The sequence below is a fragment of the Sulfurimonas iocasae genome, assembly GCF_047716755.1.
GTDB lineage: Bacteria > Campylobacterota > Campylobacteria > Campylobacterales > Sulfurimonadaceae > Sulfurimonas.
The window spans coordinates 2,601,283-2,616,057 of the sequence record NZ_CP180409.1 but is presented as its reverse complement, the minus strand read 5'-3'; the positions used below and the strand labels follow the sequence as shown (position 1 = coordinate 2,616,057).

The 14,775-nt window shown below is 33.0% G+C and carries 11 protein-coding genes, 5 tRNA genes and 1 pseudogene; 9 read left to right on the top strand and 8 right to left on the bottom strand.

Annotated elements, in window-relative coordinates:
* Genes purN through ACLHDE_RS13350 form a run of 3 tightly spaced genes read left to right on the top strand, consistent with a single transcriptional unit; the run spans position 1 to position 2,759 of the window.
* Positions 1–552, top strand: coding sequence for a phosphoribosylglycinamide formyltransferase (purN, locus tag ACLHDE_RS13360; protein WP_415396892.1), 552 nt, complete (start codon positions 1–3; stop codon positions 550–552).
* 10 nt (positions 553–562) lie between these two features.
* Positions 563–1,924, top strand: a complete 1,362-nt coding sequence (locus ACLHDE_RS13355; RefSeq protein WP_415396891.1) for an NAD(P)H-hydrate dehydratase — start codon at positions 563–565, stop codon at positions 1,922–1,924.
* Positions 1,925–1,979: 55 nt separating this feature from the next.
* Positions 1,980–2,759 carry a thiazole synthase gene (locus ACLHDE_RS13350; protein ID WP_415396890.1) on the top strand — a complete coding sequence of 260 codons (780 nt, stop codon included), beginning with the start codon at positions 1,980–1,982 and terminating at the stop codon, positions 2,757–2,759.
* Between the two features lie 33 nt (positions 2,760–2,792).
* Here the strand turns inward: ACLHDE_RS13350 and ACLHDE_RS13345 are convergent, their stop codons facing one another.
* The 3 genes and pseudogenes from ACLHDE_RS13345 to ACLHDE_RS13335 all read right to left on the bottom strand — a co-directional run bounded on the left by ACLHDE_RS13345 (position 2,793) and on the right by ACLHDE_RS13335 (position 6,064).
* On the bottom strand, positions 2,793–4,412 hold the full coding sequence (locus ACLHDE_RS13345; protein WP_415396889.1) for a diguanylate cyclase: 1,620 nt from the start codon (positions 4,410–4,412) through the stop codon (positions 2,793–2,795).
* A gap of 36 nt (positions 4,413–4,448) precedes the next feature.
* Positions 4,449–4,724 carry a hypothetical protein gene (locus tag ACLHDE_RS13340; RefSeq protein WP_415396888.1) on the bottom strand — a complete coding sequence of 92 codons (276 nt, stop codon included), beginning with the start codon at positions 4,722–4,724 and terminating at the stop codon, positions 4,449–4,451.
* A 2-nt stretch (positions 4,725–4,726) separates the two neighbouring features.
* Positions 4,727–6,064, bottom strand: a pseudogene (locus ACLHDE_RS13335) (sodium-dependent transporter).
* A 143-nt stretch (positions 6,065–6,207) separates the two neighbouring features.
* On the opposite strand from ACLHDE_RS13335, the gene ACLHDE_RS13330 reads away from it, so the two are divergent.
* From ACLHDE_RS13330 to ACLHDE_RS13310, 5 genes are all read left to right on the top strand, one after another.
* Positions 6,208–6,285 (top strand) — tRNA-Pro (locus tag ACLHDE_RS13330).
* Between the two features lie 25 nt (positions 6,286–6,310).
* Positions 6,311–6,387 (top strand) — tRNA-His (locus ACLHDE_RS13325).
* A gap of 55 nt (positions 6,388–6,442) precedes the next feature.
* Positions 6,443–6,519 (top strand) — tRNA-Arg (locus ACLHDE_RS13320).
* Between the two features lie 126 nt (positions 6,520–6,645).
* A tRNA-Arg gene (locus ACLHDE_RS13315) sits at positions 6,646–6,722 on the top strand.
* Positions 6,723–6,790: 68 nt separating this feature from the next.
* Positions 6,791–6,875: transfer RNA gene (locus ACLHDE_RS13310), tRNA-Leu, on the top strand.
* 102 nt (positions 6,876–6,977) lie between these two features.
* Here ACLHDE_RS13310 and ACLHDE_RS13305 read toward each other — a convergent pair.
* The 4 genes from ACLHDE_RS13305 to ACLHDE_RS13290 all read right to left on the bottom strand — a co-directional run bounded on the left by ACLHDE_RS13305 (position 6,978) and on the right by ACLHDE_RS13290 (position 12,393).
* On the bottom strand, positions 6,978–8,558 hold the full coding sequence (locus ACLHDE_RS13305; protein WP_415396887.1) for a type II toxin-antitoxin system HipA family toxin: 1,581 nt from the start codon (positions 8,556–8,558) through the stop codon (positions 6,978–6,980).
* Positions 8,559–9,398: 840 nt separating this feature from the next.
* Complete coding sequence (locus tag ACLHDE_RS13300; RefSeq protein WP_415396886.1) at positions 9,399–11,126, bottom strand: protein kinase domain-containing protein; 1,728 nt, start codon at positions 11,124–11,126, stop codon at positions 9,399–9,401.
* A 1-nt stretch (position 11,127) separates the two neighbouring features.
* Positions 11,128–11,568 carry a cyanase gene (gene cynS, locus ACLHDE_RS13295; protein WP_415396885.1) on the bottom strand — a complete coding sequence of 147 codons (441 nt, stop codon included), beginning with the start codon at positions 11,566–11,568 and terminating at the stop codon, positions 11,128–11,130.
* A gap of 15 nt (positions 11,569–11,583) precedes the next feature.
* Positions 11,584–12,393, bottom strand: a complete 810-nt coding sequence (locus ACLHDE_RS13290; RefSeq protein ID WP_415396884.1) for a formate/nitrite transporter family protein — start codon at positions 12,391–12,393, stop codon at positions 11,584–11,586.
* A gap of 130 nt (positions 12,394–12,523) precedes the next feature.
* Here ACLHDE_RS13290 and ACLHDE_RS13285 point away from each other — a divergent pair, with 130 nt between their 5' ends.
* Positions 12,524–12,655: a hypothetical protein gene (locus tag ACLHDE_RS13285; RefSeq protein ID WP_415396883.1), complete on the top strand. Its 132-nt coding sequence runs from the start codon at positions 12,524–12,526 to the stop codon at positions 12,653–12,655.
* Between the two features lie 203 nt (positions 12,656–12,858).
* Here the strand turns inward: ACLHDE_RS13285 and ACLHDE_RS13280 are convergent, their stop codons facing one another.
* A complete protein-coding gene (locus ACLHDE_RS13280; RefSeq protein WP_415396882.1) occupies positions 12,859–14,769 on the bottom strand; it encodes a PAS domain S-box protein in 1,911 nt (636 codons plus the stop codon).
* Positions 14,770–14,775 lie beyond the last annotated feature (6 nt).

Below are 14,775 nucleotides of genomic sequence, written 5' to 3'. Positions count from 1 at the left end.
ATGAAAAAGATAGTAATATTATTTAGCGGGGATGGTTTTAATGCCCAAAATATCGTTAAAAGCCTACATAATAAAGAGTGTTTTGTTGCTTGTGGAATTACAAATAAAAGGGATGCAAAAGGTCTAGATAAGCTTCAAAATTTAGGAATAAAAACAGATGTTTTAGAACATGTAAACTTTAACTCAAGAGAAGAATTTGATGCCCAGCTTGTAAAACTTATTAACTCGTATGAACCAGATTTAGTAGTTTTAAGTGGATTTATGAGAATTTTAAGTGATGTTTTTACAGAAAATATGAAAGCTATAAACTTGCATCCATCTCTGCTTCCAAAGTTTAAAGGTGCAAAAGCCATAGAGAGAAGTTTTGAGAGTGATGATAAAGAGTGTGGGATTAGTGTTCACTACGTAAGCAGTGAGCTTGACGGTGGTGAAATCATTTTACAAGAGAGTTTTGTCAGAGAAGATAACGAGACTTTAGAGAGTTTTTCTGCTAAGATAAAAAAAATAGAATATGAAATAATGCCACAAGCGATAGTCAAGGTGTTAAACTAGGAGTTTTAAGATGCAAAAACTGTTTGATGAAGTTGGTTCACTTGATAAACGATGTTATAAAGATTTCTTTCTTAGTGAAGATATCTTGATGGAACATGCTGCACAAGGTATGGCAACTCATATTAAAGAGAATTTTGCTAAAAACTCAAAAGTTATTATTGTCTGTGGAAGTGGAAACAATGGTGCTGATGGCATAGCCTGTGCGAGACTTCTTCATGGTGACTATGATGTTAGCATCTACTACGCAAAAAAGCCAAAATCAAAAATGGCACTTCTTCAGCAAAAGCGCGCAGATGCTATAGGGGTTAAAGAGAGTAGTAAAATAGTCGCATCTGATATTTTAATAGATGCAATTGTTGGAACTGGTTTTAGCGGTGAATTTAGTGAGGACTTAAAAGAACTTGTAAAGAACATGAACTCACTTGAAGCTTTTAAGATAGCTTGCGATGTTCCATCTTCTGGTTTTTACGCTGATGTAACTCTAACTATGGGTGCACTTAAGAAGTCTATGTTCTTAGATGCAACTAAAGAGTTTGTAGGCAAAGTAGAAGTTTTAGGCTTGGGTATCGCAAGAGATATTTATGAGGGAGATACTGCCTGGCATCTGCTAGATATTGATGATTTAAAACTTCCAACAAGAGCATTTAAAAACACTCATAAAGGTAATTTTGGACACTTGGCTTTAGCTTGTGGAAGTAAGAGTGGCGCTAGCATCTTAAGTTCTAAAGCAGCACTAAGGTTTGGCGTAGGACTTGTAACGCTTGTAGGTTATGAAAATGAGCTGATTCCTTACAGCATTATGTATTCACATGAACTGCCTTACAATACAACGGCTTTGGCTATCGGTATGGGACTAGGTGCCGAATTTAGCGATAAAGAGTTAGATAAATTTTTAAATAATTCTCTGCCTCTTATAGCAGATGCTGATATTTTTCATATGCCAATAATCATAAAGATATTAAAAAGAAAAAATGTAGTTTTAACTCCACATGCTAAAGAGTTCACAGCTCTGTTAAAGCGTGTGAATCTTGCTGATATAAGTGTAGAAGAGTTACAAAAAAATCGTTTTAAATATGTAGAGATTTTTACTACAGTTTATCCAGATGCAACACTTCTTTTAAAAGGTGCAAATGTAATTATTGCACAAAAGAATGAGTTTTTTATAAACCCTCATGGAACGTCTGCTCTTGCAAAAGGTGGTAGCGGAGATGTTTTAAGTGGACTCATTGGAGCACTTTTAGCGCAGGGTTATGAGCCATTAGACGCAGCAAAAAATGCTTCACTTGCACACACTAGCTTAGCACAAAGTTACAAGGGTGCTGATTTTTCTCTTACTCCAGATGATTTAATAGATGAGATAGGTAAGCTATAAGATAGCTTATGTTATAAATGCGACAATAATTTTTTACAAATATAGGAAAACTTACATGGATAATATACTTAAAATTGGAAAATATGAATTAGGTTCTCGCCTAATTGTTGGAAGTGGAAAATATGACTCTTTTGAAACTACAAAAGAAGCTACTTTAGCATCTGGAAGTGAACTTATCACAGTTGCTGTTCGTCGTCTAAACATTACAGATCCTGATAAAGAAAATCTTCGTGATACTTTTGCTGGAACAAATGTAAAGTTTCTGCCTAATTCTGCAGGATGTGTTACGGCTGAAGAAGCTATTACAACATTTCGTCTGATGCGTGAGGCTACTGGGATTGATTTGATTAAACTTGAAGTTATTGGTGATACTCAAAAAACTCTTTATCCTGATGTTTTAGAGACTATCAAAGCTTGTGAGATTTTAGCAAAAGAAGGTTTTACTATTATGTCTTATACTTCAGATGATCCGATAATGGCAAAAAGACTCGAAGATGCAGGCTCTCATGCAATTATGCCTTTAGCTGCTCCTATTGGTTCAGGTCTTGGTATTCAAAATCCTTACAATATTGTATTTATTCGTGAGGCGGTAAGTGTACCTGTAATCGTAGATGCGGGAATTGGTTGTGCTTCAGACGCAGCTTACGCAATGGAGTTAGGCGCAGCAGGTGTTTTAACTAACACAGCAATCGCTCAGGCACAAAACCCGATGCTAATGGCTCAGGCTATGAAACATGCAGTTCAAGCAGGCAGAATGAGTTACCTCTCAGGTAGAATACCAAAACGTCCATACGCAACTGCATCTTCTCCAATAGACGGAATGATACAGTTTTAGTAGGCTAAAGGAAGGAAACAAGTAGTATTTCCCTTACTTAATAACTACTTTGTTTCTACCACTCTCTTTTGCTTCATAAAGTGCTTTATCAACCCTCTTTATAAAAGTTTCTTCACTTTCATTATGGATATACTCTGTAACACCAATAGATATAGTAAGCTTTCCAATAATGGAAAAAGTGTGATTTTCCACGATAGTCCTTAGCTTTTCTGCAAGGATTGAGGCGTGAAGAGTATCTGTAGATTGTAGGGTAATCATAAATTCTTCACCACCCCATCTGGCTGCGATATCTCCTGTGCGAGTAGAGGTACTGATAATGTTTGCGATATCTATTAATACTCTGTCTCCAACATCATGTCCATAAGTGTCATTTACAAGTTTAAAATGATCTATATCAATAAAAATTATAGATAAAGCAGATGAAACAGTATTTGAGAGTGAAATCTCTTTTTTTAAAACATCGTTTAGCTTACTTCTGTTAAATAATTTTGTTAAAACATCAGTTGAAGCCATATATTCAAGCTCTTTGATTTTTACATACTCATTTGTAATTTCATCGAAAGTGATTAGATAGAGCACTTTATCATCTGTTTTTATATCTTTAGCATAAGGCCTAAAGTATCTACTTTGTCCATCTTTTTCTATGCACACTTTTAGCTTTTGAGAACTTTGTTCTCTTCTTACATATTCAATCCAGTAAATATCATCATTGTATGTTTGGACAAAGGTAGTGTCATTTTCTACTTTTTCAAACATATCAGATAAGTATTCATGATCTTCTTTAAACTCTTCAAGAGTAGCATAACCACCAAACTCAAGTATAGTTTTGTTAACGTAGATGACTTTTTTTCCATCAGCTAAGACAATAAAGCTAGAATCAGTGTCAATAATCTTTTGTAGAAGTTGTTTAGTAGACTCTATCTCTTTTGTTCTACGATTAACCTCACCTTGTAGTTTTTCGCTATGTTTTAATTGTTTGTATATAAGAAGAGTAATACTTAGTAGAAAAAATAGCACAAATGTTTTTAAAATTATTGCTCTGTTTTTTATTGATGATGTTACAGTTGTAAATTCTGTATTACTTAAATTGAAGCTAATTCCACCTCTTACATCACCAAGTTTATAACCTTGATATTTGTGACATGGTAGACAAGCTTTAGTAGTTATTAATGCTCCCATATACTTAAAATTTGATTCTTTATCTATTTCGTAATACTCTTTTTCTCCTGTTTTATCAATATATTTTAATGCTCTTTCTTCAAATGGAGTTGCTTTGTTATTTGGGTTTATTGTTATAAGGCTTGTTATTCGGAAGTGAAAACTTTTTATATCTGATATTTCTGAGAGTTGTCTAGTCATCCAAGCAGGATTTATTTTTATAAGAGTTAAATTTTCATCAACTTTTAGAATATTGTCTTCTAGGTAAGGATTTGGTTTTTGACCTTTTTTAGGTTTGACGTAAATACCACCATAGCTAGCATTCCACTTTCTTGTGTTTAATTGGTTCTCAAAATGTGTTTGAGCCTGTTTGATAAGTATTTGTTTTTGTAGTTCTATCCCTTTTTTGCTAAAAACATCAATAGGATAGAATAGAGCGAAAATTGATATGATAAAAAGAGTAACAAGTACTATATATTTGTAAAAATTATTCATTAGACTAATTCTAACAAATATATAAATTGCTTCTTCTTAAATCTCAATATTTTTTGATAAATGTGTCATTAGTAGAAGTTGCCCCATGCCTTCAAAGAATTTATCAACTCCCATATCTTTAGCATCTACTGCTTTTTGAAGAGCTGTAATAAATACAAGTTGAGACTCATCAGATGCTTGCATATATGTATCTATAATATATTCAAAAGTCATAGTATGAACTTCTCCGTTTACGTCAAAATCTATAGTTGAATTTGCATCTATACCTTCATCTATTAGTATCTGTTTGCATTGTTGTGTAATATGATTCATGATTATAAAATTCCCATTAAAGATAACATAACTACAAACATAGCTACTGGAGTGATGTAGCGAAGTGAGAAGTACCAAATCTCAAATGTAGGTCCAAGCTGAGGTTTAAGGATTGACTCTACTCTTTGCTTTTCAATCACAAAACCGACAAAAACTGCCATAATAAGCCCACCAAGAGGAAGCATAATAGCGGCTGTAAAATAATCGACCCAATCAAAGAAGTTTTTATCACCCCATGTAAGAGCTTCTTTATATCCATCTATATTTGAGAGTAGGGCGATGATACCAATTAGATAAAAGAACAGACCCATTGCAACAGAAGCCTTTAATCTACTCCATCTAAATCTGTCTATGAAGTACTGAACCATAGGTTCAACTAGAGATACTGAAGATGTAAGACCGGCAAATGCAAGTGCTAAGAAAAATAAAACCGCAAAGAAATTACCAAGAATACCCATCTCGTAAAAAGCAGCAGGAAGCGAGATAAAAACCAAACCTGGACCCTTTGCTGGACCTGCTCCATATTGGTAAAGAAAAGTAAAGAGCATAAGCCCCACAACAATAGCTATAGTTATATCTAAAAATACGACCCAAAAAGCATTTTAAACAAGATTTGAGTCTTTCTCCATTGAAGCTGAGTAAGTCATTATTGCACCCATACCGAGGGAGAGGGTGAAAAATGCATGACCGACGGCAGTTACGAAAGCATCAGAATCTATTTTAGACCAATCAGGCTCAAACATAAAACTAACGGCTCTTCCAAATGAATCAAGCGTAGTAGCATAGGCAAACATTCCAAGTAGAATAATCATAAGAGTTGGCATTAAAACCAAATTTACTTTTTCAATTCCGCCTTTAATCCCTCTAGTTAAAACATGAGTTATCCATATAAACGCGATTGTATGATAAAAAAGTTGTGTCCAGATGTCTGTATGAAGCATAGCGTTAAATGTCGTTTCAGCTTCCTCAACGGTAGCAGGAAGAGAAGATAAGGATGTTACTATATAGTTAAATATCCATCCAATAACTACAGAGTAGAAAATCATAATAAAAAGACCGGCTAGCCCTTGAAAGCCACCATATTTCCAAATATATTTATTCCTAGGTGCCAAATCTTCAAAAGATGTAACTCCATCTTTTCTTCCCATATATCCGATTAGCATCTCAGCTATCATTATAGAAAATCCGATTAATAAAACTGTAATAAGATATATTAGAACAAATGCACCGCCACCATATTCACCTGCAATATATGGAAATTTCCAAATATTACCAAGTCCAACAGCACTTCCAGCAGCTGCTAAAATAAACCCAATCCTGCTAAATCTAGCTATTTTCATATGCAATATCCCCTTAAATCGAAGCAATTATACTAGAAAATTAGAATATATGAAAGAATTGTCAAAAAAGCATTGACATTTCAGAAGTTATTGACTATAATTTCGCCTCATTAATCAGCGTAAAGCTAGGTTTTTGTGTAGGTCGGGGTGTAGCTCAGTATGGTTAGAGTACCTGGTTTGGGACCAGGGGGCCGAAGGTTCGAGTCCTTTCACCCCGACCACCTTTATATTTATAACTTTCGTATGGTGAGATTAGCTCAGTTGGTTAGAGCACTGGTTTGTGGTGCCGGGGGTCGCGGGTTCGAATCCCGTATCTCACCCCATTCAATAATCATAAATATAAAAACTTTTTAAAATAATTAATAAAATTAATTGTAAGCGTTCGTGGCTCAACTGGATAGAGTTTCGGATTTCGGCTCCGAGGGTTATAGGTTCGAATCCTATCGGGCGTACCACCATTGAATACACAAAACGAACAAGTCCGTTTTGTTCCGCTAGCCGCTTGGGCACTAAAGCTTTGATTTTTAACAAAATCAAGAAATTGAAAATACAAGAAAAATTTAGTCATTTATGACTTACATGCCTCCTTAGCTCAGCTGGATAGAGCAACGCCCTTCTAAGGCGTAGGCCACACGTTCGAATCGTGTAGGGGGTACCATTTTAGACTACTTTAAAGTAAGATAAAGAATTTTTAACTATAATTCTGCTCTTATTAAACAATCACATGCGGATGTGGTGAAATTGGTATACACGCCAGACTTAGGATCTGGTGCCGCAAGGCGTGGAGGTTCAAGTCCTCTCATCCGCACCATCAAATAATTAAATCTCTCAAAACTACTTATATAGCGAACTCAACCAATAAATTTAAATTTTCATTTAAACCTATTTGCTACCATAATAAGATTTTGTTCCATCAGTTTTTTTCTGCATTGAGCAATCCACCTGCCTCTTCAACTAGCTCTAGCTCTTGAATAATTCCATTTTTCTTTAGTTGTATGATTTTATTTTCAAACATGCTTGTTAAGCGTTTTGAAAATGTAACATTGCTTTTGGAGTCTCTAGTTTGTTGCATTGGTAAAGGGTGTATCTTTTCAAACTCTTGTACTTTCTGGATATACTCAGGCATTTTTTGAAGAAATATCTTAGTGATTTTACGGGCTTCTTTTTTAAAAGCGATAGGCGTAATACCTATGATAGACCCAAGTCTGTAAAAATCATCAATATGCCAGTTTTTTGGCTTTTTATAAGGGCTTTTCATACCTAAACCTATATCATAAGCATCACCGTTATAAATTCCTATTGAGATGAGATCATACAAAGGTGAGAGTATGTATTTATTATTTCCGATATTGAGTGCAGCAATATTCTTGAGATGTAAGTCTGCATGTTTGATTAGGTAGCTGTAAAAATAAAAACGCAGTGCTTCTAGCTTTTGCTCTTTATTCATCAATGTTTTATCGATTGCTTCAAATAGAGTTTGACTATCACTTTTATATTTATTTTTACTTAGTACATTTAACACCTGTGCAAAGTCTTTTTGAGGGTACTTTAAGCCTTTGTAGCGATCATATCTTTTTGTTATATAATGAAAATCAATATCTTTTGCTTTCACAATTGCAGTATATGGCACATTGAAGCCAAGCTCGTTTTTTGCAAAGCTCATAAATAGATGCTCATTAAACGCTATATAGGGAAAATGTCTCTTTGTCCCATCATCATCCACATGAAAATAATTATGCTTCTTTTTATTGCGTGGCTTTAACAGATACTCTGCATTTTCAGATTCTTCTATCTGCTCATTTTTAAAATCTATTGATACATCGATTTTTGTTTGAAAGCCACTTAAATCGGAATGTTCTGTATTTGACTCTGAATCAAGGATATCATCACTAATTAACAAATTGAACCCAAGCAAATTTGGGAAACCATTATCTTGCAGAATCTCATTTTTTACACTTACCCAACTTGCTCTTTTCCCATAATTAGATATATACTTGTGTACTTCAGTAATTGGTATAAAGTCCAAAGCACCATGAGAATTATTTAATTCTTCTAAAACTAGTCCCAAGTCATCTTTATCTTGTAAAAGTTTTTCTCTACGTTCATACTCGGGTATAAGGTTCTCAAAAAATGGAAATAACTCTGTACTAGTATTGATGATTCCTTTTTTTAAACCTTCAAATTCTTCACTTTTATAGTTCTTGTCATATACAAAAATGTATTCTCCATTCCCAAAAGAGAGTTTTCCAGATTTTTCACCACTGTTAAATACAATATATTGGTGAGGTGCTTCATCTTTGTTGTAAATACGCTTATAGCGTCTGTCTCTTGTCGTTCCCAATGCTTCAATCAGTTCATACTCAGCTAATTTTTTTAAAGCTCTTTGAACAGTTCTAGGATTCATCTGTGTCATTGCAATAAGCTCAGAACTAACTATTTCTTGTTGCTTAGTGAAAATATTTAGAATAATCTCTTCAGTTTGATTAAGTTTCATTTTGACAAACATTCCTTTTACGACATATAGTGACAAAAATATTGTAATTAATACTTTTTTAATATTATAACTAATTTACGACATATTACGACAAATTTAAATATTTTAATAATTTTTTTATAATAAGTACACAAGTTCAAGTTTAGAAATTTTATTAGAAAAAGTATAGCATTTTTTAGGTGACTAAAGGGTGACTAATTAGTCACCATTATTGAAAAAACTTGATAGAGTAAAGACCGTGTTAGAAGCCTTATGTAGGCGTTATTTGACTGTAATTGATGTCACTTTAAAAAACTTGAAAAAACACTATTTTTCAAGTCCTCTCATCCGCACCATCCCTTTATAAACCCCTAAATTATGATACTTCAAAGACTCTTTCAAACTCATTATTCCAAAACTGTGCTCAAAATGTGTTACTTTTAAGAAGCTACGCCAATTTAAGTTTAAAATACACTATTTTATTTTTTACTAGTGTCAACTTCTATCAAGTTCTTGTAACTGTCCACGACTTTCTTATATAATTACCCTGTTCCTCACTCCAACAAATTTCATTGTTCAAAAAATTGATAGGCGTATTATCAAGCGTCTGGTTAAGTAAATATTCTGTTTGTGAGCTATCATAGTTAATACAAGCAAAACAGTACCCAAGTATTGAAAAAAAAGATCGACTACATGCATATAATTATATTTAAGAAACACTTGGGTATTGATGGGCACTGTGGATCGCCAATTCAAGTTTAAAGTGCAACACTAAAGAGTAAATAAAATTATGGATTGAAGAAAGGATGGTGTAAGCAAAAGCTAAAGAACAATAGATAAGCTATTCTATATTCAGATTAACTATTTAGCAAGAAGATAAATAATAATAATTGAGAGCACAAAAGATATACCTTTGTAAATTAAAAGAGGATTTCGCTCTATAAAAGGAACTCTATGCTCTCTTATTAATGCTTCATTGGGATGTTTTAAATCATAGATAAATTCAGAGAGCTCTTCATAACGTTCTCTAGGGTTTGGATTAAGGGCTTTTTTAAGTGCTGCATCAAACCAAAGGGGAACATCTAACTCATCAGTGTACAAAGATTTATAGACAAGTTTTTTTTGAAGTGCTTTAGTTGTTGCTTTTGCTACATCTGTACCATAAGGAAATTTACCTGAAACCATTTGGTAAACTATTACAGCGAGGGAGAAAATGTCAGACTTACTTGAACCAACTTCGTTAATAAAGTACTCGGGAGCAGTATAAATCATAGTTCCAAGTATGTTGCTTTGTTCTATAAGAGTATTTATATCTGCAATTCCAGATACTTTAACAGAACCATAGTCTATAATTTTTATTGTGTTGGTGCTATTTATCATTATATTATCTGGTCGTAGATCTTGGTGGATAAGTTCCTGTCTATGCATAGCTTGCAAGCCTTTTGCAATCTGTGTTACAATATCTCTGAGTATATGCAAATCAACTTTAGGATTGTCTCTCATCCATTGTGTGAGTGTGGTTCCTTCTACAAACTCTGTGACACTATAGAGATAGTTTTTTTCTCGTATTTGGTTATAGGATTTTAAGAGATAATTATTGCTCATGCGTTTTGCTATCCATTCTTCAAGAGAAAATCTCTCTAAGTATGCTTGGTCGTTTTTTAAGTCAATTGAGGGGATTTTTAAAACTACACTTGTGTCAGTATGTGTATCGAGTGCAAGATAGGTATGACTTCTACTTGTTGCACTTAATTCTCTCATGACTTTATATCCATCAAAAATACAAGGTGCTTCAAGAATAGGAGGAAGAGATTTGTTAAGTAACTCTTTATCTATCTCTTTAATTTCACTATTTGGAAGCCTGTCTATCTGTATGATTTGAATGCTTAAATTGTCTGTACTCCCATCGTTATATGCAATATCAGAGATTATTTTGGCACTATCTTGGAGGGTGTTTTCTTCATTAAAAATAGTATCTATGAGCACACTTTTGTCAATATGTTCATAGATACCATCACTCATAAACAAGTAAATATCATCTTTTTTTAATTCAGTTGTTTTATAGTCAATACTTAACTCTTTTTCAATCCCTAAAGCACGGCTAAGGTAACTTTTTTCTTGAGATACATACCTTCTGTGATCTTCAGTAAGTTGTTCTATAGCATTATCTCTAAGTCTATATATACGAGTATCACCAATGTGAAAGATATGTGCTGTATGCGAACGCATAATCATTGCACTAAAAGTACATACATAACTACGGTTTTTATCGTGTGGGAATTTTCCTTTTTCACTTTGGGCATAGAGCCATGAGTTTATTCCCGCGAGAACTCTGTGTGCAGACTTCTGTACTGACCATAATTCTGAAGTACTAAAGTAATCTATAAGAAAAGAAGTTACAGAAGCTTTACTTGCTATATCGCTCACATCACTACTACTAATACCATCGGCTATTGCAATTGCAATGCCTTTGGTTGTAATCTGATGGTTTGTTGGTATAAAAATATCATGAAAATCTTGATTCGTTTGTTTAGCACCTTTATCGGTATATTGACCGATGGAGACTTGCAGTTGAGTGCTTTCTTTCACTTTACCAAGCTTTATATGGCAAAAATTTACCGTTCATTGTGATAACAACTCTATCACCAAGAGGATTTTCTTCTTTTTCGATGTCTAAAGAAAAGTCAATAGCACTCATAATCCCATCTCCAAATTTTTCTGAAACAATCTCTTTGATTGTTTCACCATAAACACCAGTAATCTCATAAAAACGATACATGAGTGGATCCTGTGGAATAGTAAAGTTCCAGTTTTTCATTGGATACTCTTGAATACTAAGTGCTATATCTTTTTTAAGACCTAGGACTGTACATAATTTTTTTGCACTTTCTGGTTTGAGACTATTTTGTCCCAAACATGCTGAAGTAAGAAAAACAGGAGAGAGACCAACTTTATTTGCTATCTCTTCCCAACTTATACCTGATTCTTTTTTAGCGAGGATAATTGCCTCAGTCATTTGTACTTTTGTCATAATGTTTCCTAACTACTAAAGTTCTCTTTTAGGAGATGTTTTTACATGTGTAAAATAAAGAGTTAAACCTGTAAACGCCAACCCACCTACTACATTACCTAAAGCAACAGGAACTTCATTCCATAAAAGGTAATCAAGAATTGTAAAATTACCACCCATAATTAAAGAAAAAGGGAATAAAAACATATTTACAATAGAGTGCTCAAAACCCATAAAAAAGAAGAGCATAATTGGCATCCACATTGCAATTGCTTTACCTGTAACTGATGTTGATATCATTGCACCAACAACACCCATTGCAACCATCCAGTTACAAAGCATAGCACGGATAAATACTGTTAACCAACCTGAAAGACCGTGTGACTGGTACCCAAGAGTTCTCGCTTCACCTATACCTGCAACCTTAGTAGCAATAGCACCGCCATCTGTATCAAAGCCATATGTAAAGACAAACGCCATCATAAACGCCACTGTTAATGCACCACCTAAGTTACCAAGAGCTACAAGTCCCCAGTTTCTCATCATCCCACCAAATGTAACACCTGCGCGTTTATCTATAAGTGCGAGTGGAACCAACATAAAAACACCTGTTAGTAAGTCAAACTTCATTAAGTACAACATAATAAAGCCAACAGGAAATAGCACCGCACCTAGTAGAGGTGAGCCTGTTTTCATTGCTACGGTTATGGCAAATATTGCAGCAAGAGCTAAAATAGCACCTGCCATAAATGCCCTAATTAATGTGTCTTTTGTGGACATAAAGACTTTAGACTCTCCTGAATCAACCATTTTTGTTACAAACTCTGTCGGTTCTAAATATGACATATAATTTCCTTAAATTCACATTTTTCAATGCTTTATGCAGAAATTATACTCTTAAAGAATAGTATAAATATACAGATAATTGATTAAAAAATATACAACTTGAAGATTTAAGGCTTAATAGTAAAAGTGGGTGCTTAAACATACTTCAAACTATGGTATATTGGGATTAAAAGATATTATTGTAAAGACTGTAGAACTTCATTTAGTTCAAAAAGACGACCTGAACAACTACAAGAAATTATCTTCAAAGAGTGCTTTTTAAAACGACAAACACTAAAGCAACTTTCAGAGAAATATACTAGATCAATTAGCTGGATTGTGATGCTACATTTTATGGAAAAAGAAAAGATAAACTTGGTACTTCAGTTTTCAAGGATGTTGAAACAAAAGAGATTCTTATCTGGAAGCATATTGAAAGTGAAACTGTCAAGGACTATAAGTATCTCTAAGAAACCAATGAACATTTTATTTTGGTATCATTATTCTAAAAACTGCACCTTCCTTGTTGTTACTTACACTAAGTAGACCATTAAAGTGATTATCTATTATATTTTTACTCATACTTAAACCTATTCCTGTTCCAATAGATTCATGCTTTGTTGTAAAGTATGGATCAAATACTTTATCTATGATTTTCTCAGGTATTCCACCTGCATTATCACTTATATAGATATTTACATTTTCATCATCGCTTTGTGTCTCTATCTTAACTATTGGAGATTTTATTTCATTTTCTTTCAAAGCATCTTTTGCATTATTTAATATATTTAGAACAACTTGATTTAATTCTCTAGGATAACCCTTGATTATAATTTTTTCATGGAAAAACTCTTTTGTTAGAGTAATAGAATCTTGCGAAAAGGAGTGTTCAGCAATTTTTATAGAACTTAGCAAGTTTAGATGTAAATCAAAAATCTTTTTTTCCTTATCTTCTTTCATGAAATTTCTAAAATCATCTATAGTTTTACCTAAGTAAGCAGTAAACTCTGTTATATCTTGATTTACCTCTTTCACTCTTGATACTGGAATTTTATCTAGTCCATCTAAGTCTATTTCAAATTCTAGATCATTTACAATCCCATTGATAGCACTGATTGGTTGTCTCCATTGATGTGCTATGTTTCCTATCATTTCACCTAGTGAAGCTAGTTTTGATTGTTGAATAGACCTTTGTTGTTCTTGGAGCTTCCTTGTAATATCTCTATGAAATCCAAAAATTCTATAAGGATCTTCATCTTCATTGAAAAGGATATCACCACTGTCTTCTATCGTAATTCGTTCACCGTGTTTTGTCTTAATCTTATAAATTATTGTAAAAGCATGAGATGTCTTCCCTTTAATTTTTTCACTACTAAGTACATTCAACATCTTATTTATTTGCTCTGGTAAGCACTTTTCTTCAATAAGTTTAGTATAATCTGCATACGTTATTTTTTCATTATCTTCATACCCGAGTCTTTTTTTCCAAGCAGTACTAAAGTAAAGTTCATTTGTTCTAAAATCAATATCCCAGAAACCGTCTGTTGATGAGTTAATAGCATACTCAAAACGTTCATTATTTGAATGAAAATCATTTTTAGTATCAAGTAATTCTAACTCAGCATTATCAACTGCTTCGATTAAGAGGTCTTTTTCATGGAGTGATTCTGTTATATCTTGAAATAATACTAGTACTTTATTAGACTCCCCCATACTAAATGCATTAACACTAAATATATGTTCTTCCCCTGAGAAAGAATCTATCTTTATTTCAATATAGTGTTTCTTTTTAGTAGCCATTTGAATTTCATGAATACAGTTTTCACTTTTTTGTAAATATATACTCCCTTTTTTAAATAGCTCACATATTGAGTTATGTTTTTGTGAAAATTCATTTAAAGTATTAAATCCTAGAAAGTTTAATAAAGATGTATTCACTGTAATATTTTTAAAGTTATCTACAACTACCAACATTTCAGGTATTAAGTTTAAGATAGATTGGAAAAATTCAGACTGTTTTTTAATTTTTAATTTTTGATGATACTCATAAGTCATATCTATAGACATAGATTTATAGCCAACTATATTATCAGACTCATCCTTCCAAGCAACTATGTGATTTCTGGAGACTATAGTTTTATTATCTTTTGATTTGTTGTAAATTATGTTAATAGTAAAACCATTTTTTTTAAGTTCTTCCCATATTTTTTTATAAAAACTATCTTTTATTTTTGGATGACGAATAAGAGAAAAACCGTGCTTTATCAATTCACTTTGGGGGTAAGCACAAAATTCCTCATAATTTTTATTTACTTTTAAAATATCTCCATCTAGGTTGGTCTCAACCATCATAGCCTGAGAATCACAAAGTTTATAAAACTGTTCAAATTCATTCATTATTAT

Excerpts from the sequence above, each read along its gene's own strand:
- purN (WP_415396892.1), top strand. The coding sequence starts at position 1 with ATGAAAAAGATAGTAATATTATTTAGCGGGGATGGTTTTAATGCCCAA.
- ACLHDE_RS13355 (WP_415396891.1), top strand. The coding sequence starts at position 563 with ATGCAAAAACTGTTTGATGAAGTTGGTTCACTTGATAAACGATGTTAT.
- ACLHDE_RS13350 (WP_415396890.1), top strand. The coding sequence starts at position 1,980 with ATGGATAATATACTTAAAATTGGAAAATATGAATTAGGTTCTCGCCTA.
- ACLHDE_RS13345 (WP_415396889.1), bottom strand. The coding sequence starts at position 4,412 with ATGAATAATTTTTACAAATATATAGTACTTGTTACTCTTTTTATCATA.
- ACLHDE_RS13340 (WP_415396888.1), bottom strand. The coding sequence starts at position 4,724 with ATGAATCATATTACACAACAATGCAAACAGATACTAATAGATGAAGGT.
- ACLHDE_RS13305 (WP_415396887.1), bottom strand. The coding sequence starts at position 8,558 with ATGAAACTTAATCAAACTGAAGAGATTATTCTAAATATTTTCACTAAG.
- cynS (WP_415396885.1), bottom strand. The coding sequence starts at position 11,568 with ATGACAAAAGTACAAATGACTGAGGCAATTATCCTCGCTAAAAAAGAA.
- ACLHDE_RS13290 (WP_415396884.1), bottom strand. The coding sequence starts at position 12,393 with ATGTCATATTTAGAACCGACAGAGTTTGTAACAAAAATGGTTGATTCA.
- ACLHDE_RS13280 (WP_415396882.1), bottom strand. The coding sequence starts at position 14,769 with ATGAATGAATTTGAACAGTTTTATAAACTTTGTGATTCTCAGGCTATG.